This is a genomic window from Pseudomonas entomophila (assembly GCF_013523165.1).
Lineage (GTDB): Bacteria > Pseudomonadota > Gammaproteobacteria > Pseudomonadales > Pseudomonadaceae > Aquipseudomonas > Aquipseudomonas entomophila_A.
This window is the reverse complement of the sequence record NZ_JAAMQI010000004.1, coordinates 75,006-94,600: the sequence shown is the minus strand read 5'-3', so window position 1 is coordinate 94,600 and position 19,595 is coordinate 75,006. Positions and strand designations below refer to the sequence as shown.

Here is a 19,595-nt window from a genome sequence, read left to right as displayed (position 1 = left end):
CAGCAACCTCGCAAACGCATGTTCAGGCATTGTTCCACAAAGCCGGCGAGCGCAGCAACGCGCCTGCCCGCTTATGTGCAGCGACCTGGAAACTCCGTATTCTGCGGGGTATCTCCCGAAGACGTTGCGAGCGACTGCGATGCGCCTGGCTTTATTCGACCTGGACAATACCCTCCTCGGCGGTGACAGCGATCATGCCTGGGGCGACTACCTCTGCGCGCGGGGCGTGCTCGACCCGATCGCCTACAAGCGCCGCAACGATGCGTTCTACCAGGACTACCTGGCCGGCACCCTCGACCTGCAGGCCTACCTGGCCTTTTCCCTGGACATTCTCGCCGTGACCGACCCGGCCACCTTGGCGCAGTGGCACCAGGATTTCATGCGCGACTGCATCGAGCCGATCATCCTGCCTAAGGCCCTGGCGTTGCTGCAGCAGCACCGCGAGGCCGGCGACCAGCTGGTGATCATCACCGCGACCAACCGCTTCGTGACCGGCCCGATCGCCCGACGCCTGGGGGTGCGCGCGCTGCTGGCCACCGAGTGCGAGCGCCAGGACGGACGCTTCACGGGCCGCAGTACCGATATACCGTGCTTTCGTGAAGGCAAGGTGACACGGCTCGAGCGCTGGATGCTGGAGAATGGGCATGACCTGGAAGACAGCTATTTCTACAGCGACTCGATGAACGACCTGCCACTGCTGGCGCGGGTGACGCACCCGGTGGCAGTGGACCCGGACCCGGCGTTGCGGGCGGAGGCCGAGCGGCGGGGCTGGAAGGTCATTTCACTGAGGGGGTGAGGCCGGGCATCGTGCTGATAGGCTTTGTGGGCCCTGCGGGCCCAATCGCGGCACGGGGGCCGCTCCCACACGGGGCCGCGATGGCCTGTACCGCTGCGGCATATCAGGGGGCTGCGGCGGTGTCCAGCTACAGTTTGGGACACAGGCCAACCCAGTTCCCCTGTAGGAGCGGCCCCAGTGCCGCGATCAGCTTCGCAGGAGCCGCAAGATCCGCCACGCCGAACCCACAGGCCCAGCCCGGATCCATCAGCGCCCGCACCTTATACCGGCCGCATCACCAGCAACACGACCATCCCCACGAAACACCCGAGCAGGCCCACCATCAACGCCCGTTTCGTCCCAGGGCGCTGCGGCCGACACAGGTACCACCCACTCACGCCACACAACGCGACGGCGTACAGCACACTGGACCCAAGGATCCAGGCCTGGCCCAGCGGCCAGCCGTTGAGATGGACCAGCCACCAGCCGGTGAACGGCAGCACGGCCAGGCTCGCCAGCAACACGAACCAACCCAGCACACGCGGCCAGCGTTTCGACTGTTCCTCACGACCCGTGCTGTCCGCGCGCCACGTGGCATACGTCAGGCCGAGCGCGCTGCCAAGCAGCAGCACCATGGCCGCGACGTGCACCTTATCGAGCCAGGTCAAGGGATCCATGTCGGCAGGCCTCGTGGAGCGGCACGGTTCGTCATTCAGCCGAGAAACAGTCGATAGGCCGGGTTGTCGGTCTCGTCCCAGTAGGGGTAGCCGATCTTCGCCAGGGCCTCGGGCACCAGGTGGCGCTCTTGCTCGGGCACCTGCAGACCGGCGACCACACGACCATCGGCGGCACCATGGTTGCGGTAGTGGAACATCGAGATGTTCCAGTGCCCGCCCAGCTTGTTGAGGAAGTTGAACAGTGCCCCCGGCCGTTCGGGGAATTCGAAGCGCAGCACCATCTCGTCGCCGGCGCCCGCAGAGTGCCCGCCGACCATGTGACGGATGTGCAGCTTGGCCAGCTCGTTGTCGGTCAGGTCGATCACCGGGAAGCCCTGCTCGCCCAGCTGGCGGACCAGTGCAGCACGCGGGTCGGTGTCCGGGTGCGTCTGCACGCCGACGAAGATGTGCGCCTCGCCTGCGGCATGGTAGCGGTAGTTGAATTCGGTGATCTGGCGCTTGCCGATCGCTTCGCAGAAGGCCTTGAAGCTGCCCGGCCGCTCGGGAATGGTCACGGCGATGATCGCCTCGCGGCGCTCGCCCAGCTCGGCACGCTCGGCCACGTGGCGCAGGCGGTCGAAATTGACATTGGCGCCCGATTCGATCGCCACCAGGGTCTGCCCGACGGCGCCCTTGAGCTCGACGTAGCGCTTGATCCCCGCCACTGCCAGCGCCCCGGCGGGTTCGGTGATCGAGCGGGTATCGTCGTAGATGTCCTTGATCGCCGCGCAGATCTCGTCGGTGCTGACGGTGATCACCTCATCGACATGGTGGCGGCAGATGTCGAAGGTGTGCTGACCGATCTGCGCCACCGCCACGCCGTCGGCGAACAGCCCGACCTGGGGCAGGACCACGCGCTCGCCGGCCGCCATGGCCGCCTGCAGGCAGTTGGAGTCGTCCGGCTCTACGCCGATGACCTTGATCTCGGGGCGCAGGTACTTCACGTAGGCGGCGATCCCGGCGATCAGCCCGCCGCCGCCGACCGGCACGAAGATGGCGTCGAGAGGGCCAGGGTGCTGACGCAGGATCTCCATGGCCACCGTGCCCTGACCGGCGATGGTATGGGGGTCGTCGTAAGGGTGGATGTAGACGAAGCCCTTTTCTTCTACCAGCTTCAGGGAGTAGGCCAGCGCCTCGGGGAACGAGTCGCCGTGCAGCACCACCTTGCCACCCCGGGAGCGCACGCCCTCGACCTTGATTTCCGGCGTGGTCTTGGGCATCACGATGGTCGCCTTGATGCCCAGCTCCCGTGCGGCCAGCGCCAGGCCCTGGGCGTGGTTGCCCGCCGAGGCGGTGACCACCCCACGCGCCAGCTCCTCGGGGCTCAGCTGGGCCAGCTTGTTGTAGGCCCCGCGAATCTTGAAGGAGAACACCGGCTGCAGGTCTTCGCGCTTGAGCAGGACCTGGTTGCCCAGGCGTTTGCTCAGTTGCCCGGCGCTGTGCAGGGGCGTTTCGACGGCGACATCGTAAACGCGCGAGGTGAGGATCTTCTTGACGTACTGTTCGAGCATCGGGAAAGCATCACTGGCCACGGGACGAGAACGGGCAGTCTACCGTAGCGTTCGCCGGGACGACCATCGCAAAGCCGAGGTTTTACCGACGCGTGGCGCTATAATGAGCGACTTTGACAGACGCTTGCCCCACCGGAGCCCGCATGACCCAGGACCAACTCAAACAGGCCGTCGCCCAGGCCGCCGTCGACCTCATCCTGCCCCAGCTCGATGCCAAGAGCATCGTGGGCGTGGGCACGGGTTCGACCGCCAACTGCTTCATCGACGCCCTGGCCCAGCACAAGACCGCCTTCGACGGCGCGGTCGCCAGCTCCGAAGCCACGGCAGCCCGCCTGAAGGCCCATGGCATTCCGGTCTATGAACTCAACACCGTGAGTGAACTGGAGTTCTACATCGACGGCGCCGACGAAAGCGACGAACACCTGAACCTGATCAAGGGTGGGGGCGCCGCCCTGACCCGCGAGAAGATCGTCGCCGCGGTCGCCCGCACCTTCATCTGCATCGCCGATGCCAGCAAGCTGGTCCCCGTGCTGGGCGCCTTCCCGCTGCCGGTCGAGGTCATCCCCATGGCTCGCAGCCACGTGGCCCGCCAGTTGGTGAAGTTGGGCGGCGACCCGGTCTACCGCGAAGGCGTGCTGACCGACAATGGCAATGTCATCCTCGACGTGCACAACCTGCAGATCACCGACCCCGTGACCCTGGAGCGCCAGATCAACGCCATCGTCGGTGTTGTCACCAACGGCCTGTTCGCCGCACGGCCTGCCGATGTCCTGCTGCTGGGTACGGCGGACGGCGTCCGCACGCTGCGCGCAGGTACGCACTGATCTCCCGGCCCCTGGCCCTCGGACGCCTTCAGGCGCCAAGGGCCAGGGGCTCACGGCTGGCCTGGCTCGAACACGTAGAACAGGTTCGGCTCACTGACCAGGTACAACGTGCCGCGCTCGTCCATGGCGATGCCTTCGGCCTGGGGCACGGTCTGCTTCAACCCCTGGAACCCCCGACGCAACGACAGGGTGCTCAGGGGCTTGCCCTCCTCGTCCAGTTCGATCACCAGTCGGGACTCGTCGGACAGCGCCAGCAGATGGCCGCTGCGCTCGTCGAACTGCAGGCTCGACAGGTCGCGCACGAACAGCCGGGCATCGCGCTTGCGGTCCTGGGCCACCTGCACCGCATACGGCTGTGCCGGGTCCCGATGCGGGAACCCCTGGACCACGTAGATCAGCATCGGGTCACGCTCCTTGGCGACGAACAGCCGCTTGCCCGCCGAGTCGTAGGCCAGCCCTTCGAACCCCTTGTTGCCGTTGAGGCCGATGCCCAGGGTCAGCTGTTCGGCCTGGCTGGCGTCGAGCGTGTGCGTGTCTTGCTGCAATCGAACCTGGATCAGCCGCTGCTGACGCTCGTCGGTGATCACGTAGCTGTCAGGCCCTACGTACTCCACGGCCTCCGGGTCGCCAAAGCCGACCAGTGCGATGCGCCGCAGGATCCGACCCTCCAGCGACAGCTCGATCAGCTCGGAGCGCTTGTTGGTTACAGTGAACAAGGTCTTGCGGTCGGGATCGTAGGTCAGCGCCGAGACGTCGTCGTCCAGGCCTTCGATGACCTTGCCCTCCACGGCGACGCGATAGTGCTGCAAGGCCATGCCCTGCTCGGCCGGTCGCCACCAGGTCTTGACGTTGAACCAGCCCCGTTCGAACAGACGAAACTCCTGTGCGACGACGATCAGGACCAACAGGGTGAGGCCGGCAAGCAGCAAGAAGGGACGGGACAGACGGCGCATGGAAAGTCAGACTCGAGTTCGGAAAGGCGAATCTAACCACGACGGCTGAAACAAAGCTTAATACCGTTGTAGGTAAAGTCTGGCGATGGGCTCAGTCTTTGCTGAAGCGGTAGAACAGATTGGGTTCGCTGACCATGTACAGCGTGCCCTGCTCGTCCATGGCCACGCCTTCGGCGCGCGGCAACGTCTGTTGCAGGCCGTTGAAACCGCCCAGCAAGGTCATGAAGCTGATCTGCTCGCCGTGCTCGTCGAGCTCGAGCAGCATGTTCGAGTTGGCCGACAGCGCCAGCAGGTGCCCGGTGCGGGGGTCCATGCCGGTGGCCGACAGGTTGCGCAGGTCGAGCTGATCGCTGGGCAGCGGGTATTTCTCGCCGACCAGGTTGCCGTGCCCGTCGCTGTTCCAGGCGAACAAGCGCGGCGGACGCTCCTCACCGATGATCAGCCGTTGCCGGCGCGGATCCCAGACGACCGCCTCGAAGCCCTTGTTGCCCTTGTCCGCGTCGCCCAGGTCATGGGCCTGGAAGTCGGCGCGGTCGAGCGCGGTGGTCTTCGCATCGACCCGGACCACCACCAGGTCGTGCCGGCGCTCGTCGACGATGGCCAGGCGGCCGTCCTCCAGCACCGCAACGCCCTCCGGATTGCTCCAGCCCACCAACGGAATCTTGCGCATCACCTCGCCGTCCAGGGTCAGTTGCACCAGGAAGGGGTGCTTGCCCATGACCGAGAACAGGGTCCGCGTGGTCGGGTCGTAGGCCAGGTCGGACGCTTCGTCGTCCTCCATGCCAGGCAGGACCTTGGCGTCGATGTCGACGTGGTAATCGGGCAGCCAGGTGCTTTCCTGGCGCTCGGCCGGGCTTTCGAAGTACTCCTTGGCCCACAGCAGGGCGCGATCGTCCCAGTGCATCGTCACCGCCAGCCCCCCTGCGACCAGCGCCGCGAGCCCCAGCCCGAGCGGCCAGCGCAGGGCAGCACGGACCTTGGGTCTGGACGAGGAAGAGGCACGGGTGAAAACGGGCATGGACGTGTTCCTGGAGAGCTTGCCGAAGACGCTGCATGGCGCCAGCGCGAAAAGTCTGCCGCGTGATTATCCGCAAACGATGTGAAAAAAACGGCAAAATCGACACTCGTCACGACCGCAGGCAGGCGGTGACAGGCATGCGCCGTCACCGCCGATGGACGTCAGAGCACGCGGCTTTCGAAACGACTCACGCCCGGCAACTCCAGCACCAGCGTATCGCCCACGTTCAACGGGCCCACACCGGCTGGCGTACCGGTCAGGATCACGTCCCCGGCCTGCAGGGAAAAATGGGCGGCCATGTGCTGGATCATCGGCACGATGGGGTTGAGCATCAAGGCGCTGCTGCCATCCTGGCGCACTTCACCGTTGATGCTCAGGCGAATGCCGATGTCGGCCAGGTCGCCAAAAGCGCTGGCCGGGACGAACGGCGGCAGCACGCAGCCCCCATCGAAGCTCTTGGCCAGTTCCCAGGGCAGGCCTTTTTCCTTGAGCCTGGCCTGCAGATCGCGCAGGGTCAGGTCCAGCGCCGGCGCGAAACCGGAAATGGCGTCACGCACTTCCTCTTCGCTGGGCTGGGTCGACAGCGACTTGCCGAGCAGCACGGCGATCTCGGCCTCGTAATGCACCGAGCCTCGCTCGGTCGGGATGCGGAAGCCGCTGTTCAGGGGCACCGTGCAACTGCCGGGCTTGATGAACAGCAGGGGCTCGGTCGGCACCGGATTGTTCAGCTCCTTGGCATGTTCGGCATAGTTGCGACCGATACACACCACTTTGCCCAGCGGGAAATGGATGGGGGTGCCGTCCACGTACGCGTGCTTGTAGCTCATTGCTGACTCCTGTGCCGACGCGGCTGTCATTCGGAAGCGAAGATCTTACCCGGATTCATGATGCCGTTCGGGTCGAATACGGCCTTGGCCGCCTTCGTGCAGGTGATTTTTGCCAGGGGCGCTACAGCCCGGACAGTCGCGCCTGGTCATGCCGACTCCATGCTCAGCGTGCCCCCTGCCAGGCGGGTCGGCAAGAAGCTTGTCAGGATCCAGAAGCGTCGTCAGTGCGGCCACTGCGTGAGAACCGATCACAGGGTGAACCCTCGAAACGTTCATGGTCAGCCTGAGCACGCTTCACCTGTCGGAATCGGCTCAGAGCGGGTCGCGTATGCTAGCATTGCCCTCCCGCCATTCGTGCTAAGGCCGATGCCGCGCCGCTTCACCTCCCTGCCATTTTCTATCTCCGGGACACAGGTTTACGCAGATGAGCAAGACTTCTCTCGACAAGAGCAAGATCAGGTTCCTTCTTCTCGAAGGCGTCCACCAGAACGCAGTGGACACTCTCAAGGCTGCCGGGTACAGCAACATCGAGTACCTCACCGGCTCGCTGCCAGAGGCCGAGCTGAAGGAAAAGATCGCCGATGCACACTTCATCGGCATCCGCTCGCGCACCCAGCTGACCGAAGAGGTCTTCGACTGCGCGAAGAAGCTGGTCGCGGTCGGCTGTTTCTGCATCGGCACCAATCAGGTGGACCTGGGTGCGGCCCGTGAGCGCGGCATCGCCGTGTTCAACGCCCCTTACTCCAACACCCGTTCGGTGGCCGAGCTGGTGCTGGCCGAGGCCATCCTGCTGCTGCGCGGCATCCCCGAGAAGAACGCCTCCTGCCACCGCGGCGGCTGGATCAAGAGCGCGGCCAACTCGTTCGAGATCCGTGGCAAGAAGCTGGGCATCGTCGGCTACGGCTCGATCGGCACGCAGCTGTCGGTACTGGCCGAGAGCCTCGGGATGCAGGTCTACTTCTACGACCCGCTGACCAAGCTGCCGCTGGGCAACGCTACCCAGGTCCCGAGCCTGAACGAGCTGCTGGGCCTGGCCGACATCGTGTCGCTGCACGTGCCTGAACTGCCGTCCACCCAGTGGATGATCGGTGAAGCGCAGATCCGCGCAATGAAGAAGGGCAGCATCCTGATCAACGCCGCCCGTGGCACCGTGGTGGAACTCGATCACCTGGCCGCCGCCATCAAGGACAAGCACCTGATCGGTGCGGCCATCGACGTGTTCCCGGTCGAACCGCGCTCGAACGACGAAGAGTTCGAAAGCCCGCTGCGTGGCCTGGACAACGTGATCCTGACCCCGCACATCGGCGGTTCGACCGCCGAGGCCCAGGCCAACATCGGCCTGGAAGTGGCGGAAAAACTGGTCAAGTACAGCGACAACGGCACCTCGGTGTCGTCGGTCAACTTCCCGGAAGTGGCCCTGCCGGCGCACCCTGGCAAGCACCGTCTGCTGCACATCCACCAGAACATCCCAGGCGTGCTCAGCGAGATCAACCGGGTCTTCGCCGACAACGGTATCAACATCTCCGGCCAGTTCCTGCAGACCGATGAGAAAGTCGGTTACGTGGTGATCGACGTGGACGCCGAGTACTCCGACCTGGCGCAAGAGAAGCTGCAACAGGTCAAGGGCACCATCCGCTCGCGCGTACTGTTCTGATCCGCAGCCCCCGCTCGAGGGGGTCTGCCTGAAGGGCCGGGCGGTCGTCGACCCCCGGCCCTTCGTCGTTCCAGGCACCAGGGCCGATCGGCCACGGGCTGCTTCCTGTGCACGTTCATCGTGCCTTCTCTCCAGCCGTCAGGCCCTCTCCTGGCTCGGCGGCGATAAAAACGCGTGATCGCCCTCAAACATTGCGCTTAACTTGCGGTCAGACCCAGCGCTTGACCGGGGCGAAGGATAAAAAGCCTCGGCAGCCGTCACCTATTTGCCGAACATGAAGGGGCCTTCTCATGCGATTGACCACAGCCTTGCTGCTGACCACATTCCTCAGTCCACTGGCGCAGGCCGAACTGCTGGACGAAGTGAATGACCGGGGCGAGCTGCGTATCGCCGTGCAGGCCGACACCCCGCCTTACGCCTTCAAGCAGGCGCAGCGGCTGACAGGCTTCGAGGTCGAGTTGGGCCAGGCCCTGGCCCAGGAGCTGGACGTGCGCGCGGCGATCATCGAGACGCCGGCGGACGACATGCTCGACGGCATCGAAAACGGCAAGTACGACATGGCCTTGAACCAGACCAAACCGACCGCGGCCGAGGGGTCGGCCGTGGACGTCAGCCAGCCTTACCGCGATCAGGCCTTGGTCATTCCGTTCCAGAAGGACAACCCGGCCTTCGAGTCGGCGGTCAACAACGCCATGCAACGGATCAAGGCCGACGGTCGGCTGACCGCGCTGGAGGAGAAGTGGCTCAAGGTACCGCTGGAGACCACCGCCGAGCAGTGATGCGTCCTGGCGCAAGGGCCCGTCACCCGTGCGGTCGCGCCCGTGCCCGGCTCAGAACGGCTCCTGGCCGCGTCGCCTGAACCAGCCGCTCAGCGACAGGCGATCACGCGTGGCCGGCAGGACTTCGTGGGGGATGGCGTCCGACATGAACACCACCAGACATCCTGCCGTCGGGAATACGTCATGCCCGCTGCCGTCCGGCAGCACCATGCGCAACTGGCCGCCCTGCTCTGCCTGCCAGTCCGGGTTCAGGTAGAGCACGGCAGTGACCATCCGTCGATCGTCATCGAGGAAGCGGTCCAGGTGCTGCTTGTAGAAAGCGCCTGGCGGGTACAGGGCAAAATGGCATTCGTACTCTTCCAGCCCCAGGAACAGGTGCCGATTGAGCGCCTGGCGCAGCGTGTCCATGACGTCCAGGTACTGGTCGCAGACGGCTGACTGACCCGGCTCGATCCATTGGATCTGGTCGCCCCGAATGCCTTCGCGTACGCCTTGCGCCGAACCACGCCCGACGCCGGCGGGCAACAACGCTCCGTCGGCCGCGCGCTGCCTGCACTCGAACGCCAGCCCCTCGAGCAGGTCGAGTGTCACAGGCAGCTGCCGCTGCGACCAACCGTGCTCGACCAGGTCGTCGACGATCAGCGAAAGGGTGGGGTGATCCGGAGAGATGTGCATGCCGCGCATAGTATCCATAAGCCGGATAAACCAACAGTGCTACTTGGCGGCCCCGCGCGCGGACATCTCGACAAAGCCAGGCCGTGCCACGGACAATAGCGCCCTGCCGACAGGAGTCCTGAATGCGCCGCGTGTTTTACTCGTTTCTGCTGATGATCTGCATCACGCCTGCCTGGGCCGACAGCCTCGACACCTTGTACAAGGCGGCCGGCTGGCCAGAGCAGCGCGCGCATTTCACCGATGCGCTGGACGCTGCCCAGCAGCGTTACCGCGACAGCCTGCCACCGGCGGTGTACCAGGCCTTGGTCACCAACAGCAGCCAGCGCTTCCAGCCCCAGGCCATGGACACGCGCGCCCAGGCCCAGCTGCGCGCCCACCTGCCCGATCCGGCGCCCGCCCTGGCCTTCTTCGAGTCGCCGCTGGGGCGCAAGATCGTCGCCGCCGAGCTGCTGGCCACGCGCAAGGACCAGTTGGCCCGGAACGCTCAGGGCCTGCCCAAGGTCCAGGCCAGCGACAACCGCCTGTTGACCATCGGCCACCTGATCGACGCCCTGCCCGCCCGCGAAGCCGGGGCCGAGGTCAGCCTGGCCATTGCCGGGGTCGCCGCCGACAGCCTTAGTTCGATGATCCCTGGGCTGTTCGGTGGTGGTCAGGCCCAGGGCCTGCTGGACGGGCAGCGTCAGCGCTTGATGCAACAGATCGGTGCCGACCTGCCCAATACCCTGCTGTACGTCTACCGTGACCTATCGGACGAAGAGCTCGAAGCGTTCTCCACGTTCGCCGAGTCCAGCGACGGTCAGGCGTACTACAAGGCCGCCCTGGCCGCCATCCGCGCCGGGTTGGCCGTCGGCCAGGCGAACGGCGACCTGCGCTGATCAGCCCAGGCGCTGGCCAATGAAGGTGAAGTAGCGCTCGCGAATGTCGGGCAGCTCGTTGACCAGGTGATGCCGCGCCTCGGGCAGCATCAGCACCTGGGCGCCCTCGAACTTGCGCTTGAGCACCTTGAGGTTGTACGCCCAGTCCACCGTGGCGTCGGCCTGGCCCTGGATGATCAATGGCGTGCGCAGGCTGCTGGGCGCGGCCTCGATGTACTTGACCCAGTTGAACATCGCCCCGACCCAGGCCGTCGGCAGACGGCGCGGCTGCAACGGATCGGCCTGGAGAAACGGCAGGAAGGCGGGGTCGTTGCTGTTGGCCGTGAAGCGCCGGTCGATGCCGTCGACGAAATGCCGGAGCACGCTGTAGCTCAACCGCGAGCGGTGCCAGGCAGACGGCCTGACCAACGGCGCCAGCAACACGACCTGCCCGTCGATCGGGCTCGAATCCCCTTGATGCAGCACATGATCGATCGCGATCGCACCGCCCGTGCTTTGCCCGCAGACGTGCCAGGGACGCGGCAGGTCCAACAGCCGCGCCTGTTCGAGCAGCCCGTCCAGAACCTGCTGGTAGATGGCGAAATCAGCGATGCTGGCCCTCGTGCCGCTGGACAGCCCATGACCCGGCAAATCGCAACTGATCACCGCCTGACCACGGGCCAACGCCCATTCGATCACATGTCGGTAAAGCCCCATGTGGTCATAGAAGCCGTGCAGGACGAACACCGTACCGGCCGGCTTGACCGGGGCGGCCGGCAGCCAGACCTGCCCGACCAGCTCGAAGCCCGCCACCGTGAAGCCACCCAGCCAGCTCTGCCCCGGCAATGCCAGGCTGTAGAAGCGTCGGTAGGCCTCGGCGTCGCTGGACAAGGGCTGGCCATCAGCCAGAGGCGCCAGGCTCGCACGGAGCAGATCAGGCTGGAACGAGGGAGACATCGGGCACATCCACGGGCAGTGAAGCGGCCATCTTCGGCTGTCATGCCAGGGATGGCAAGGCGCAGGCCGTGCGAGGGCCTACGCGTCCTGCGGCTCCCGGACACGTGCCGGATTGCCCACGACCACCGTCCCGGCCGGCACGTCATGGGTCACCACACTGCCCGCCCCGACCACGGCGTCATCGCCGATGGTGATGCCTGGCAGGATGATCGCCCCGCCGCCGATCCAGACGTTGTTGCCGAGGGTCACCGGCTTGCCGCTTTCCAGCCCCGTGCGGCGGATGCCGGCCTGTTGAGGATGGTCGACCGTGTAGATGTGCACGCCTGGGCCGATGTGGCAGTCCTCGCCGATGTGGACAGGGAGCACGTCGAGGATCACGCAACCGAAATTCAGGAAGCTGCGTGCGCCGACGCTGATGTTGTAGCCATAGTCGCAGTAGAACGGCGGGCGAATCGTCACCGCCTCGCCGACCGCCGCGAAATGCGCGTCGAGCAACCCGTTGCGCAGGTCCTGGTTGGCGACATCGCTGGTGTTGTAGTGCTGCATCCACTGGGCATTGGCGGTCTGCTCGGCCAGCAGCTCCGGGCAGGTGGGCCGGTAGAGCAGGCCACTGAGCATCTTCTGTTTTTCGGTCAATTGCATGGGGGATCCTTCAAGGCAGGGCTGGGCGCGACAGGCGTCGAAGATCGGACCGTGGAGAGGGGGAGAATGCACAAGGATTTTGCAGGTGTGTGGTTTGGCAAAAGGGCCTTAGCTCGAACACAGCGTCAAACGACAAGCGCCTGACTGCCGCTCATAACCGCGTGATCTTCACAGCGCCGCCTGCCAGGACGAGCCATACACATCCGATCGTATTGAGCCATGCGGAGATCATTATCTTACGTCTTAGGCCTATCGGAAATGAGCGATTGTCCTGTACATCCAATAAACCCTTGCGCATGAAGTACTCGGGCCACATGAACAAAGCGCTGACGCTGGAAATGAGCATGACCTTTGACTTTAGACTGCGCCCATTCCACATCAGGGAAAAGCTCGATATCGCTGGGCTGTTCGTCAACGCACGTAACATAATATTAAATTGATTAGAGATGACAATATGCACATCAATCCCTAACGCGATTACAATCAAAACAAAAGGTGCCAAAAGAAAAAGCAACCCCCAAAGTGAGTGCAGGAAATCAGTCAATAAATGTATGATCATAGATGAGCTCTCCTGTGTAATTGCCCACTCCCTCACCTATCGCTGCCCCTACCGAAGCACCTGTCCAAGCGCCTGCACCTACGACAGCTACGCTACAGACAACAGTGCGCAGCGGTGAAGCACTAATGCACAGTTTGGCGGCAACCATGTTTGATAGTTTGCCACCTGCTGCGCCTCCACCCAAACCCACACCGAAACTTGACACCTCGGTGATTGTTATCCTTTTACAGGTTTCGTTGCGACCGGCGGCGCAAACTTCTTTTATTTTAAGCGCAGACGAAGCACCACCTACACCTATGCCGATATAACCTCCTGAATGCAGATATTTACTCATCGCCGTCACCTTATCCATGTGTGTTGCATAGCCCGGTATCTCACCTGCCACACCTGCCTTGCTCCAGTGATGAACAAGACTTTTCGAGGAAATACCCAGATCACGGCGCAGCGTGTCATAGTTCCCAAGATTCATCCGTTTGTTCAAGAACCCAACCTTCAACTGAGCTTCCAGATCCTTGAATATTGTCTTACGCTGGTCAAAGAACGCCTGGCTTTGAAGCTTGCCTGTCCGATCAAACTCATCCCTGTGCAATTGCGATAACGCCTTCAGACTTCGCGACACGTCGTCCAGAATCTTTCCCGCCATCGCCCCCACCACGCCCATGGCGCTACTCGCCTTGCCCAACAGTGCGGCGATTTCAGGCAAGTTGCGTGTCATGAAATCCGCCTCCTCGACACTCAGCGAAGACACGTGTCGACGTACACGTTCTGCCGCGGCCATCAACTGTGCCTCCATCCGACTGCACGCCTGCTGACTGTCGGGATCGGCCAGCACGAACATCTCACCCGCCTTGAAGCCTTCGTCGAACGTGGGATTCAGCCGCTTCACGTACTCGATCGGCATCTTCAACTGCCGGTCCGACAGATAGAACAGAACGTCTGGACCGGACATGCTGCGCGGAACGATGAAGAACCCTGGCTCTAGCGTGCCCGGTGGCGCGACGAGCATGGGTTCGGAATAGGTTGGTTGGAGGGAAGCAGGTTGGGACGGTCGAGGCTGCAGGGATTGAGAGCCGGGAGGGGTTGACCCCGCATTGGCCATGGCGGTGCTTGCCTCGGAAGCCCGTGTGTTGCCAGGGCTCTCGTGCAGCGGCGCGACGACTCGATTGGCCCCGGACGGGCATCCACACGCAATCAGCGCGCCATCGATCGCGACCCTGCGATCGTCGCTAAGGAAATGGGGGCAGCCTTCGACGATGACACCAGGCTTGCCACAGGCTGGGCATGCCGTGGTGGTGTCACCCTCGCGCAGGACGTTCCGGCCACCTGCGGCATACGATCTGCCACTGGCGATGCAGAGCGCGCCAGTGGTGGTGAGATCCCCATCGACCGCCTGACCTTTGCCATCCAGACTCACGCGCGCCATGTGCAAGTTCCCTGTGCGAAACGCTGGAAACTAGCAGGCTGGAAACGGGATTTCTGTAAAGCAACGGAGTTTGGGAAAGGGGCTACAACACTTTAGGAAGTTTCTACGCAACAGGTGTCACGCCCTGACGTTTTGAAAGGCAACGTCGCGCTGTAGCTTGTCGAAACGAGCGGCAGGCACCCGTCAGTGGTCGACGATGAAGACGCGTGAAGCAACTTGAATCTGGGTCCAGGCCCACCACGTCGCTCCAAAAAAATGGGGCCGCATGGCGGCCCCAGTCACTCATTCGACAGGCATCACACGAACATCAGAACGCCGGCAGCACCGCGCCGCTGTACTTCTTCTCGATGAACGCCTTCACTTCCGGGCTGGTCAGCGCCTTGGCCAGTTTCTGCATGGCGTCGCTGTCCTTGTTGTCAGGACGGGCGACCAGGAAGTTCACGTAGGGCGAGTCGCTGCCTTCGATCACCAAGGCGTCCTTGGCCGGGTTCAGGCCGGCTTCGAGGGCGTAGTTGGTGTTGATCATGTCCAGGTCGACCTGGTCCAGCACGCGTGGCAGCATGGCCGATTCCAGTTCGCGGAATTTCAGCTTTTTCGGGTTCTCGGCGATGTCCTTCGGCGTGGCCAAGGCGTTCTTCGGGTCTTTCAGCGTGATCAGCCCGGCCTTCTGCAGCAGAATCAACGCACGGCCACTGTTGCTGCCTTCGTTGGGAATGGCCACGGTCGCGCCATCCTTCAGCTCTTCCAGGCTCTTGACCTTCTTGGAATAGCCGCCGAAGGGTTCGACGTGCACGCCGACCACGGTTTCCAGGTGCGTGCCCTTCCCTTCGTTGAAGCTCTTGAGGTACGGCAGGGTCTGGAAGTAGTTGGCATCCAGGCGTTTCTGGTCGACCTGCACGTTGGGCTGAACGTAGTCGGTGAAGACCTTGATCTCCAGGTCCACGCCTTCCTTGGCCAGGGTCGGCTTGACCAGTTCGAGGATCTCGGCGTGCGGCACAGGCGTAGCGGCCACGATCAGCTTCTCGGCGGCCTGGGCCAGGGAGCTCAGGGACAGCGCGGCAGCGAGGGCGGTCAACAGCAGGGTGTTCTTCATGGGAGATCCTTGCACAACGAATGCCGCAGGGGCGGCGAGCCAAAGGAGGGTGTGCGGACGATACCTGTAATTTTTATTACTCAGTAATATCTTTTAGTTGCCTGCCTATTCCTTTTGGTTTTATCGAGTTTCAGCGCTCCCGTGACTTGGCAAACGTGCCAGCGCTGCCTCCAACACGCGACGTATCCCCTCGACTGAGAACGGCTCGCGCACTTGCGTCAGTTGCTCGAGTGCGGTTTCCAGGCGGGTCAATGGGGCGGTATCGGGCAGCCCAAGGTGTTCCGGTAGCACTTCGTCACCCTGACCGACCAGCAGCGCGAAGTGAATGACGTTCTCCAGCTCCCGTGTGTTGCCTGGCCAGGGGTGGGCTTCGAGGGCCAGCTGTGCAGCCTCGCCGATCAAAGGCAAGGACCGCCCCAGGCGCGCGCTGTAGATGCCAACGAAATAGTCGGCCAACGGCAGGATGTCGCCGACTCGCTCACGCAAGGCCGGTAGTTCGAGTTCACCCTCGTGCAGGTATTGGTACAGCCGTTCGTTGAATCGACCTGCTGCGACCGCGCTGGACAAGTCGATGCTGGACGCGGCCACCAGGCGCACATCGACGGGCAAGGGATGGGCAGCGCCCACGCGCGTGACTTCTCGGTGCTCAAGGGCCGCCAGCAGCTTGGTCTGGATGGTCAGCGGCAGGTCGGCGATCTCGTCCAGGTACAGGGTGCCGCCATTGGCCGAGCCGAACCAGCCTGCTCGACTGCTGGCCGTGCCGCCCTGGGCGCCAGCGCTGTAGCCGAACAGCTCGGCATCGGCATACGTGGGGCTGATGGCCGCGCAGTTGACCGAGACGAACAGCCCGGAACGGTCGCTGGCACGGTGAACCTGCCGGGCCAGCAACTCCTTGCCAGTCCCGGTCTCGCCGCGGATCAGCACCGGCAACGGCAGGCGCGCCACCTCTTCGAGTCGCTCGCGCAACGCACGGGAGCGCGGGTCGACGAACACCAGCGCCTTGGCGCGAATGCTCAGCGGGCTCTTGTCCAGCTCAGGGAAGGTCAGCAGGGGCTGGCCGAAAACAGGGTGCACACTCATGACGGACTCCCGCCTGGATCGCGATGACCAGGCGTTGTGGCATCGACGGAAGCGCCTCAGGCGCGCCGCAGACCGCGCTGTTCGATACGGCCTTGAAGACGATAGAGGTAGGCGAAGCCCTGCTCCCAACGCTCGTGGCCTGACGTGACGTTGATGTGTCCGGCATTGGACAGCAGCCCGGTTTCCGCACCCCAGGCGCGTGCCAGGTACAGGGCGCGCGGGACGCTGACCGCCGGATCGTTGTCGGAGCTGACCACCTGGCTGGGAAAGGGCAGCCGTTGCAGGGGAATCGGCGCGAAGTTGCGCAAGGCAGGCGCGCAGGCCGGGCGCTCGACATCGGCCGGCGCCACCAACAGGGCACCGCGCACCTGACGCAGCAGGCGTGGGCTGGCCTGGGCCGCCCACTGCGCGACGGTGATGCACCCCAGGCTGTGGGCGATCAGGATCACGGGGGAAGGATCGGCGTCGATGGCCTGCTCCAACGTACGCACCCACTCGTGACGCTGCGGCGTGAGCCAGTCGCGCTGCTCGACGCGCAGGCTGTTGGGCAGGCTGCGTTGCCAGTGACTTTGCCAATGATTGTCTGGCGATCCTTGCCAACCCGGCACAATGAGGTAGCGAATGGATTCGGTGCGCATGGGGGACGCCTCCACTGAGGTTTGCGTGCTTGGTGGTCAGTATAAAGGCGCTGCTTTGAGCGTAAAGGAATAAGAAGATATTTGTTAATAACTTAAATGAACATGGATGGGGTACTTGCTCTCGATAGCGGCGGCTTCATCGCGGGCAAGCCCGCTCCCACAAGCTGCTTGCGCAGCCACACCTGCGTCGCGGGTAAGCGCACACATCAGCCCATGCGGTCGGGCATGGGCCGAGTAGAAAAAGACAGTTGCTCCCACACAATGTGAACGTCATTCCAGATCTCTGTGCTGGTCCTTAGCGTTTCACACAGCCTGCACAGGTGGATGCCAATGCAAGTCAGCGTGATCGACCAGCGGCTGCATCGCCAGTAAAAAAAGAGGCCACGCCGCAGTGCGACGATGGCCCCAAAACCCTTGCCTGGAGAACGTGCCCCTCACCGCGCGGTAATCACCGCCAGCTTGGTGATCCCGGCCCGTTCGATGGCAGCCATCGCCCGGGCCACTTCGCCATAGTTGACGCCATCGTCGGCCTGCAGCTGCACGCGCAATTCGGCATCCTTGCCTTTGGCTGCCTTGAGCCGAGCTTCCAGCGTGTCGGCCGGAATCTCGTCCTTGTCGATGAACAGTTTGCCGCTGCCGTCGATGCTCACCACCAGCGGCGCCTTCTGCTCCACCGGTGCCACCGCCTCGGTCTTGGGCAGGTTGATGGGGATGGCGTTGGTCAACAGCGGTGCCGTGACGATGAACACCACCAGCAGCACCAGCATGACGTCCACCAAGGGCGTGACGTTGATCTCGCTGAGGACTTCGTCGCTGTCCTGGGTCGAAAAGGCCATGTCAGGACGCCTCCTGCACAGGCTGGGTGAAGCCTGCCTGGGCGCGGCGTGCGGCAGGGTGGACCAGTACGCGGAACGCGCTCTTCTGGGCCAGGCCGTAGAAGTCGTGGGCGAAGTCATCGAGGTCGGCGGCGGTCAGCTTGAGGCGCCGCAGGAAGTAGTTGTAGACCAGCACGGCCGGGACGGCGACCGCGATCCCGACGCCCGTGGCGACCAGCGCCGCGCCGATCGGACCGGCGACGGTTTCCAGGCTCGCCGAGCCGGCCGCACTGATCCCCTTGAGCGCCTCCATGATGCCCCAGACGGTGCCGAACAAGCCGATGAACGGCGAGGTACTGCCAATGCTGGCGACCACCGCCAGGCCGGTTTCCAACGAACGTCGCTCACGAACGATCTGCTGACGCAGTGCCCGCTCCAGCCGATCCTGGTGATTGATGGCCTGACTCAGGTCGCTGGCCTGGGAAGGCTCGCCGATTGCGATGGCCGCATAGCCGGACTGCGCCACCCGTGCAGCCGGCCCCGGCAGCTCGTGACTCGGCTCGGCCGCTGCGTCCAAGCTCGATGCCGCCCAGAACTGCGTGTGAAAGCGCTTGTCCTGGCGCTTCAGGCGGGCGAACTGTACGGCCTTGACGAGGGCCAGCGCCCAGGTCGCGGTGGAGAAACCAACCAGCAACCAGATGACGGCGCTTTCGACAGATGCAAGGGGAGATGCCAGTACACTCATGATCATGATGCTCCGAAGGGTCGTTCTGAGGGACGCGAATTAGCGAAGGGTGAAATCGATGGGCACGCTGACCCAGCCGACCTGGGCGACCTCTCCCTGCTTGGCCGGCACAAAGCGCCAGCGCTTGACGGCGGCCAAGGCAGCCTCGTCCAGCACCTGCCGTCCGCTGCTGGTCTGGACCTGCACCTGGCCAGGGCTGCCACTGGGCAGGACCTCGACACGCAAGGTCACCCTGCCTTCCCACCCGCGACGCTGGGCCAGTTGCGGATAGTCCGGCGCCGGGTTCTTCAGGTAGGCCGCGTTGGCCGACGCCGGGGTCAGCGGCGCGGGCTTGGCGGGCGCAGGCGCAGGGGGTGCAGGGGCCGCCGTCGGTGGCGGCGTGTCGACCGGCCTGGCGGGCGGTGCAGGCTTGGTAACCGGTGTGGGTGCCGGCTTGGGCGCGGGCTTGGGCGTCGGCTTGGGTTTCGGCGCGGGCTTGGGTGCCGGCTTGGCGGCCAACTCGTCGATCATGGGCGCCGGTGGCGGCGGGGGCGGCTCGACCGGTACAGGGGGTGGCGGCTCGGCCACCGGAGGCGCCGGCGCGGCGAACTCGATGGTCATGGGCGGAATCTTCGGCGGTTCGACCGGCAAGGCGGGCGTCGGCGTCCGATGGATCCAGTAGGCGACCGCGGCATGCAGCGCCAGTACCAGCAGACCCAGCACGACGAGGTCGCGACGCTTCAGGCCGCTGGCCGGCGTGCGTTGCAGACGCAGGTGCGCCAACGGCACACGCCACGTACGTCCCAGCTCGACCAGGTCGCCAGGCGCGGAGCGCGTTGGCAGGTCATGGGCCCTGATGGCCGACTGGACATTACCCATTGATCACACTCCTGGGGGTTCATGAGGCAGTTCGTGGGGGGCAGTGACTGCCCGCGCATGACTGAATCATCGACGCCAGAAGCTTATCTCTGGAAGGAATATTTAATCTTATATCTAGGCTTTTTTAGAATATTAAAAGCGCCAGCCCGCGCGGGAACTCAGGTGCTTTCGCCGCACCCGTGCAACACACCACCGCGCA

At 64.1% G+C, this 19,595-nt stretch carries 21 protein-coding genes and 1 pseudogene; 5 read left to right on the top strand and 17 right to left on the bottom strand.

Annotated elements, in window-relative coordinates:
- Positions 1 to 139 precede the first annotated feature (139 nt).
- Positions 140 to 796 carry a histidinol-phosphatase gene (locus G7Z99_RS04440; RefSeq protein ID WP_181092378.1) on the top strand — a complete coding sequence of 219 codons (657 nt, stop codon included), beginning with the start codon at positions 140 to 142 and terminating at the stop codon, positions 794 to 796.
- Between the two features lie 260 nt (positions 797 to 1,056).
- Here the strand turns inward: G7Z99_RS04440 and G7Z99_RS04435 are convergent, their stop codons facing one another.
- Both G7Z99_RS04435 and ilvA read right to left on the bottom strand, forming a co-directional pair.
- Entirely contained in the window at positions 1,057 to 1,452 is a 396-nt protein-coding gene (locus tag G7Z99_RS04435) for a DUF2269 family protein (RefSeq protein WP_181092377.1), read from the bottom strand.
- Positions 1,453 to 1,487: 35 nt separating this feature from the next.
- Entirely contained in the window at positions 1,488 to 3,023 is a 1,536-nt protein-coding gene (gene ilvA, locus G7Z99_RS04430; RefSeq protein ID WP_308812277.1) for a threonine ammonia-lyase, biosynthetic, read from the bottom strand.
- Positions 3,024 to 3,145: 122 nt separating this feature from the next.
- On the opposite strand from ilvA, the gene rpiA reads away from it, so the two are divergent.
- Positions 3,146 to 3,826, top strand: a complete 681-nt coding sequence (gene rpiA, locus G7Z99_RS04425; RefSeq protein ID WP_181092375.1) for a ribose-5-phosphate isomerase RpiA — start codon at positions 3,146 to 3,148, stop codon at positions 3,824 to 3,826.
- 50 nt (positions 3,827 to 3,876) lie between these two features.
- Here rpiA and G7Z99_RS04420 read toward each other — a convergent pair whose 3' ends face one another.
- The 4 genes and pseudogenes from G7Z99_RS04420 to G7Z99_RS19830 all read right to left on the bottom strand — a co-directional run.
- The gene (locus G7Z99_RS04420; protein WP_181092374.1) at positions 3,877 to 4,779 is read right to left on the bottom strand and encodes an SdiA-regulated domain-containing protein; all 903 of its coding nucleotides are present in this window, start codon (positions 4,777 to 4,779) and stop codon (positions 3,877 to 3,879) included.
- Positions 4,780 to 4,870: 91 nt separating this feature from the next.
- Complete coding sequence (locus tag G7Z99_RS04415; RefSeq protein ID WP_181092373.1) at positions 4,871 to 5,797, bottom strand: SdiA-regulated domain-containing protein; 927 nt, start codon at positions 5,795 to 5,797, stop codon at positions 4,871 to 4,873.
- Positions 5,798 to 5,958: 161 nt separating this feature from the next.
- Entirely contained in the window at positions 5,959 to 6,624 is a 666-nt protein-coding gene (locus G7Z99_RS04410) for a fumarylacetoacetate hydrolase family protein (protein ID WP_181092372.1), read from the bottom strand.
- Positions 6,625 to 6,650: 26 nt separating this feature from the next.
- Positions 6,651 to 6,792 (bottom strand): annotated as a pseudogene (locus tag G7Z99_RS19830) (FAD-linked oxidase C-terminal domain-containing protein); the annotation flags it as partial.
- Positions 6,793 to 7,048: 256 nt separating this feature from the next.
- On the opposite strand from G7Z99_RS19830, the gene serA reads away from it, so the two are divergent.
- Entirely contained in the window at positions 7,049 to 8,278 is a 1,230-nt protein-coding gene (gene serA / locus G7Z99_RS04400) for a phosphoglycerate dehydrogenase (protein ID WP_181092371.1), read from the top strand.
- A 290-nt stretch (positions 8,279 to 8,568) separates the two neighbouring features.
- Positions 8,569 to 9,057 carry a transporter substrate-binding domain-containing protein gene (locus tag G7Z99_RS04395; protein WP_181092370.1) on the top strand — a complete coding sequence of 163 codons (489 nt, stop codon included), beginning with the start codon at positions 8,569 to 8,571 and terminating at the stop codon, positions 9,055 to 9,057.
- Between the two features lie 51 nt (positions 9,058 to 9,108).
- Here the strand turns inward: G7Z99_RS04395 and G7Z99_RS04390 are convergent, their stop codons facing one another.
- A complete protein-coding gene (locus G7Z99_RS04390; RefSeq protein ID WP_181092499.1) occupies positions 9,109 to 9,741 on the bottom strand; it encodes a 2OG-Fe(II) oxygenase in 633 nt (210 codons plus the stop codon).
- 113 nt (positions 9,742 to 9,854) lie between these two features.
- Here G7Z99_RS04390 and G7Z99_RS04385 point away from each other — a divergent pair, with 113 nt between their 5' ends.
- Positions 9,855 to 10,607 carry a DUF2059 domain-containing protein gene (locus tag G7Z99_RS04385; RefSeq protein WP_181092369.1) on the top strand — a complete coding sequence of 251 codons (753 nt, stop codon included), beginning with the start codon at positions 9,855 to 9,857 and terminating at the stop codon, positions 10,605 to 10,607.
- Here the strand turns inward: G7Z99_RS04385 and G7Z99_RS04380 are convergent, their stop codons facing one another.
- The 10 genes from G7Z99_RS04380 to G7Z99_RS04335 all read right to left on the bottom strand — a co-directional run bounded on the left by G7Z99_RS04380 (position 10,608) and on the right by G7Z99_RS04335 (position 19,396).
- The gene (locus tag G7Z99_RS04380; protein ID WP_181092368.1) at positions 10,608 to 11,543 is read right to left on the bottom strand and encodes an alpha/beta hydrolase; all 936 of its coding nucleotides are present in this window, start codon (positions 11,541 to 11,543) and stop codon (positions 10,608 to 10,610) included.
- A gap of 78 nt (positions 11,544 to 11,621) precedes the next feature.
- Positions 11,622 to 12,185 carry a sugar O-acetyltransferase gene (locus G7Z99_RS04375; protein WP_181092367.1) on the bottom strand — a complete coding sequence of 188 codons (564 nt, stop codon included), beginning with the start codon at positions 12,183 to 12,185 and terminating at the stop codon, positions 11,622 to 11,624.
- Positions 12,186 to 12,336: 151 nt separating this feature from the next.
- Positions 12,337 to 12,744, bottom strand: a complete 408-nt coding sequence (locus G7Z99_RS04370) for a hypothetical protein (protein WP_181092366.1) — start codon at positions 12,742 to 12,744, stop codon at positions 12,337 to 12,339.
- Positions 12,722 to 14,167 carry a PAAR domain-containing protein gene (locus G7Z99_RS04365; protein WP_181092365.1) on the bottom strand — a complete coding sequence of 482 codons (1,446 nt, stop codon included), beginning with the start codon at positions 14,165 to 14,167 and terminating at the stop codon, positions 12,722 to 12,724. The genes G7Z99_RS04370 and G7Z99_RS04365 overlap by 23 nt, the downstream gene beginning before the upstream one ends.
- Positions 14,168 to 14,474: 307 nt before the next feature.
- A complete protein-coding gene (locus G7Z99_RS04360) occupies positions 14,475 to 15,260 on the bottom strand; it encodes a MetQ/NlpA family ABC transporter substrate-binding protein (protein ID WP_181092364.1) in 786 nt (261 codons plus the stop codon).
- A gap of 120 nt (positions 15,261 to 15,380) precedes the next feature.
- A complete protein-coding gene (locus G7Z99_RS04355; protein ID WP_181092363.1) occupies positions 15,381 to 16,340 on the bottom strand; it encodes a sigma 54-interacting transcriptional regulator in 960 nt (319 codons plus the stop codon).
- Positions 16,341 to 16,396: 56 nt separating this feature from the next.
- Positions 16,397 to 16,978 (bottom strand): alpha/beta hydrolase, encoded by a 582-nt coding sequence (locus G7Z99_RS04350; RefSeq protein WP_181092362.1) that lies wholly within the window; start codon positions 16,976 to 16,978, stop codon positions 16,397 to 16,399.
- 434 nt (positions 16,979 to 17,412) lie between these two features.
- A complete protein-coding gene (locus G7Z99_RS04345) occupies positions 17,413 to 17,814 on the bottom strand; it encodes an ExbD/TolR family protein (RefSeq protein WP_181092361.1) in 402 nt (133 codons plus the stop codon).
- A gap of 1 nt (position 17,815) precedes the next feature.
- Positions 17,816 to 18,538 (bottom strand): MotA/TolQ/ExbB proton channel family protein, encoded by a 723-nt coding sequence (locus tag G7Z99_RS04340; protein WP_181092360.1) that lies wholly within the window; start codon positions 18,536 to 18,538, stop codon positions 17,816 to 17,818.
- A 39-nt stretch (positions 18,539 to 18,577) separates the two neighbouring features.
- Positions 18,578 to 19,396 carry an energy transducer TonB gene (locus G7Z99_RS04335; protein WP_181092359.1) on the bottom strand — a complete coding sequence of 273 codons (819 nt, stop codon included), beginning with the start codon at positions 19,394 to 19,396 and terminating at the stop codon, positions 18,578 to 18,580.
- Positions 19,397 to 19,595 lie beyond the last annotated feature (199 nt).

Excerpts from the sequence above, each read along its gene's own strand:
- G7Z99_RS04340 (WP_181092360.1), bottom strand. The coding sequence starts at position 18,538 with ATGAGTGTACTGGCATCTCCCCTTGCATCTGTCGAAAGCGCCGTCATC.
- G7Z99_RS04440 (WP_181092378.1), top strand. The coding sequence starts at position 140 with ATGCGCCTGGCTTTATTCGACCTGGACAATACCCTCCTCGGCGGTGAC.
- G7Z99_RS04335 (WP_181092359.1), bottom strand. The coding sequence starts at position 19,396 with ATGGGTAATGTCCAGTCGGCCATCAGGGCCCATGACCTGCCAACGCGC.
- G7Z99_RS04385 (WP_181092369.1), top strand. The coding sequence starts at position 9,855 with ATGCGCCGCGTGTTTTACTCGTTTCTGCTGATGATCTGCATCACGCCT.
- G7Z99_RS04360 (WP_181092364.1), bottom strand. The coding sequence starts at position 15,260 with ATGAAGAACACCCTGCTGTTGACCGCCCTCGCTGCCGCGCTGTCCCTG.
- G7Z99_RS04415 (WP_181092373.1), bottom strand. The coding sequence starts at position 5,797 with ATGCCCGTTTTCACCCGTGCCTCTTCCTCGTCCAGACCCAAGGTCCGT.
- G7Z99_RS04395 (WP_181092370.1), top strand. The coding sequence starts at position 8,569 with ATGCGATTGACCACAGCCTTGCTGCTGACCACATTCCTCAGTCCACTG.
- G7Z99_RS04375 (WP_181092367.1), bottom strand. The coding sequence starts at position 12,185 with ATGCAATTGACCGAAAAACAGAAGATGCTCAGTGGCCTGCTCTACCGG.
- rpiA (WP_181092375.1), top strand. The coding sequence starts at position 3,146 with ATGACCCAGGACCAACTCAAACAGGCCGTCGCCCAGGCCGCCGTCGAC.
- serA (WP_181092371.1), top strand. The coding sequence starts at position 7,049 with ATGAGCAAGACTTCTCTCGACAAGAGCAAGATCAGGTTCCTTCTTCTC.
- G7Z99_RS04410 (WP_181092372.1), bottom strand. The coding sequence starts at position 6,624 with ATGAGCTACAAGCACGCGTACGTGGACGGCACCCCCATCCATTTCCCG.
- G7Z99_RS04380 (WP_181092368.1), bottom strand. The coding sequence starts at position 11,543 with ATGTCTCCCTCGTTCCAGCCTGATCTGCTCCGTGCGAGCCTGGCGCCT.
- G7Z99_RS04345 (WP_181092361.1), bottom strand. The coding sequence starts at position 17,814 with ATGGCCTTTTCGACCCAGGACAGCGACGAAGTCCTCAGCGAGATCAAC.
- G7Z99_RS04350 (WP_181092362.1), bottom strand. The coding sequence starts at position 16,978 with ATGCGCACCGAATCCATTCGCTACCTCATTGTGCCGGGTTGGCAAGGA.
- G7Z99_RS04365 (WP_181092365.1), bottom strand. The coding sequence starts at position 14,167 with ATGGCGCGCGTGAGTCTGGATGGCAAAGGTCAGGCGGTCGATGGGGAT.
- G7Z99_RS04370 (WP_181092366.1), bottom strand. The coding sequence starts at position 12,744 with ATGATCATACATTTATTGACTGATTTCCTGCACTCACTTTGGGGGTTG.
- G7Z99_RS04390 (WP_181092499.1), bottom strand. The coding sequence starts at position 9,741 with ATGCGCGGCATGCACATCTCTCCGGATCACCCCACCCTTTCGCTGATC.
- G7Z99_RS04420 (WP_181092374.1), bottom strand. The coding sequence starts at position 4,779 with ATGCGCCGTCTGTCCCGTCCCTTCTTGCTGCTTGCCGGCCTCACCCTG.
- G7Z99_RS04435 (WP_181092377.1), bottom strand. The coding sequence starts at position 1,452 with ATGGATCCCTTGACCTGGCTCGATAAGGTGCACGTCGCGGCCATGGTG.
- G7Z99_RS04355 (WP_181092363.1), bottom strand. The coding sequence starts at position 16,340 with ATGAGTGTGCACCCTGTTTTCGGCCAGCCCCTGCTGACCTTCCCTGAG.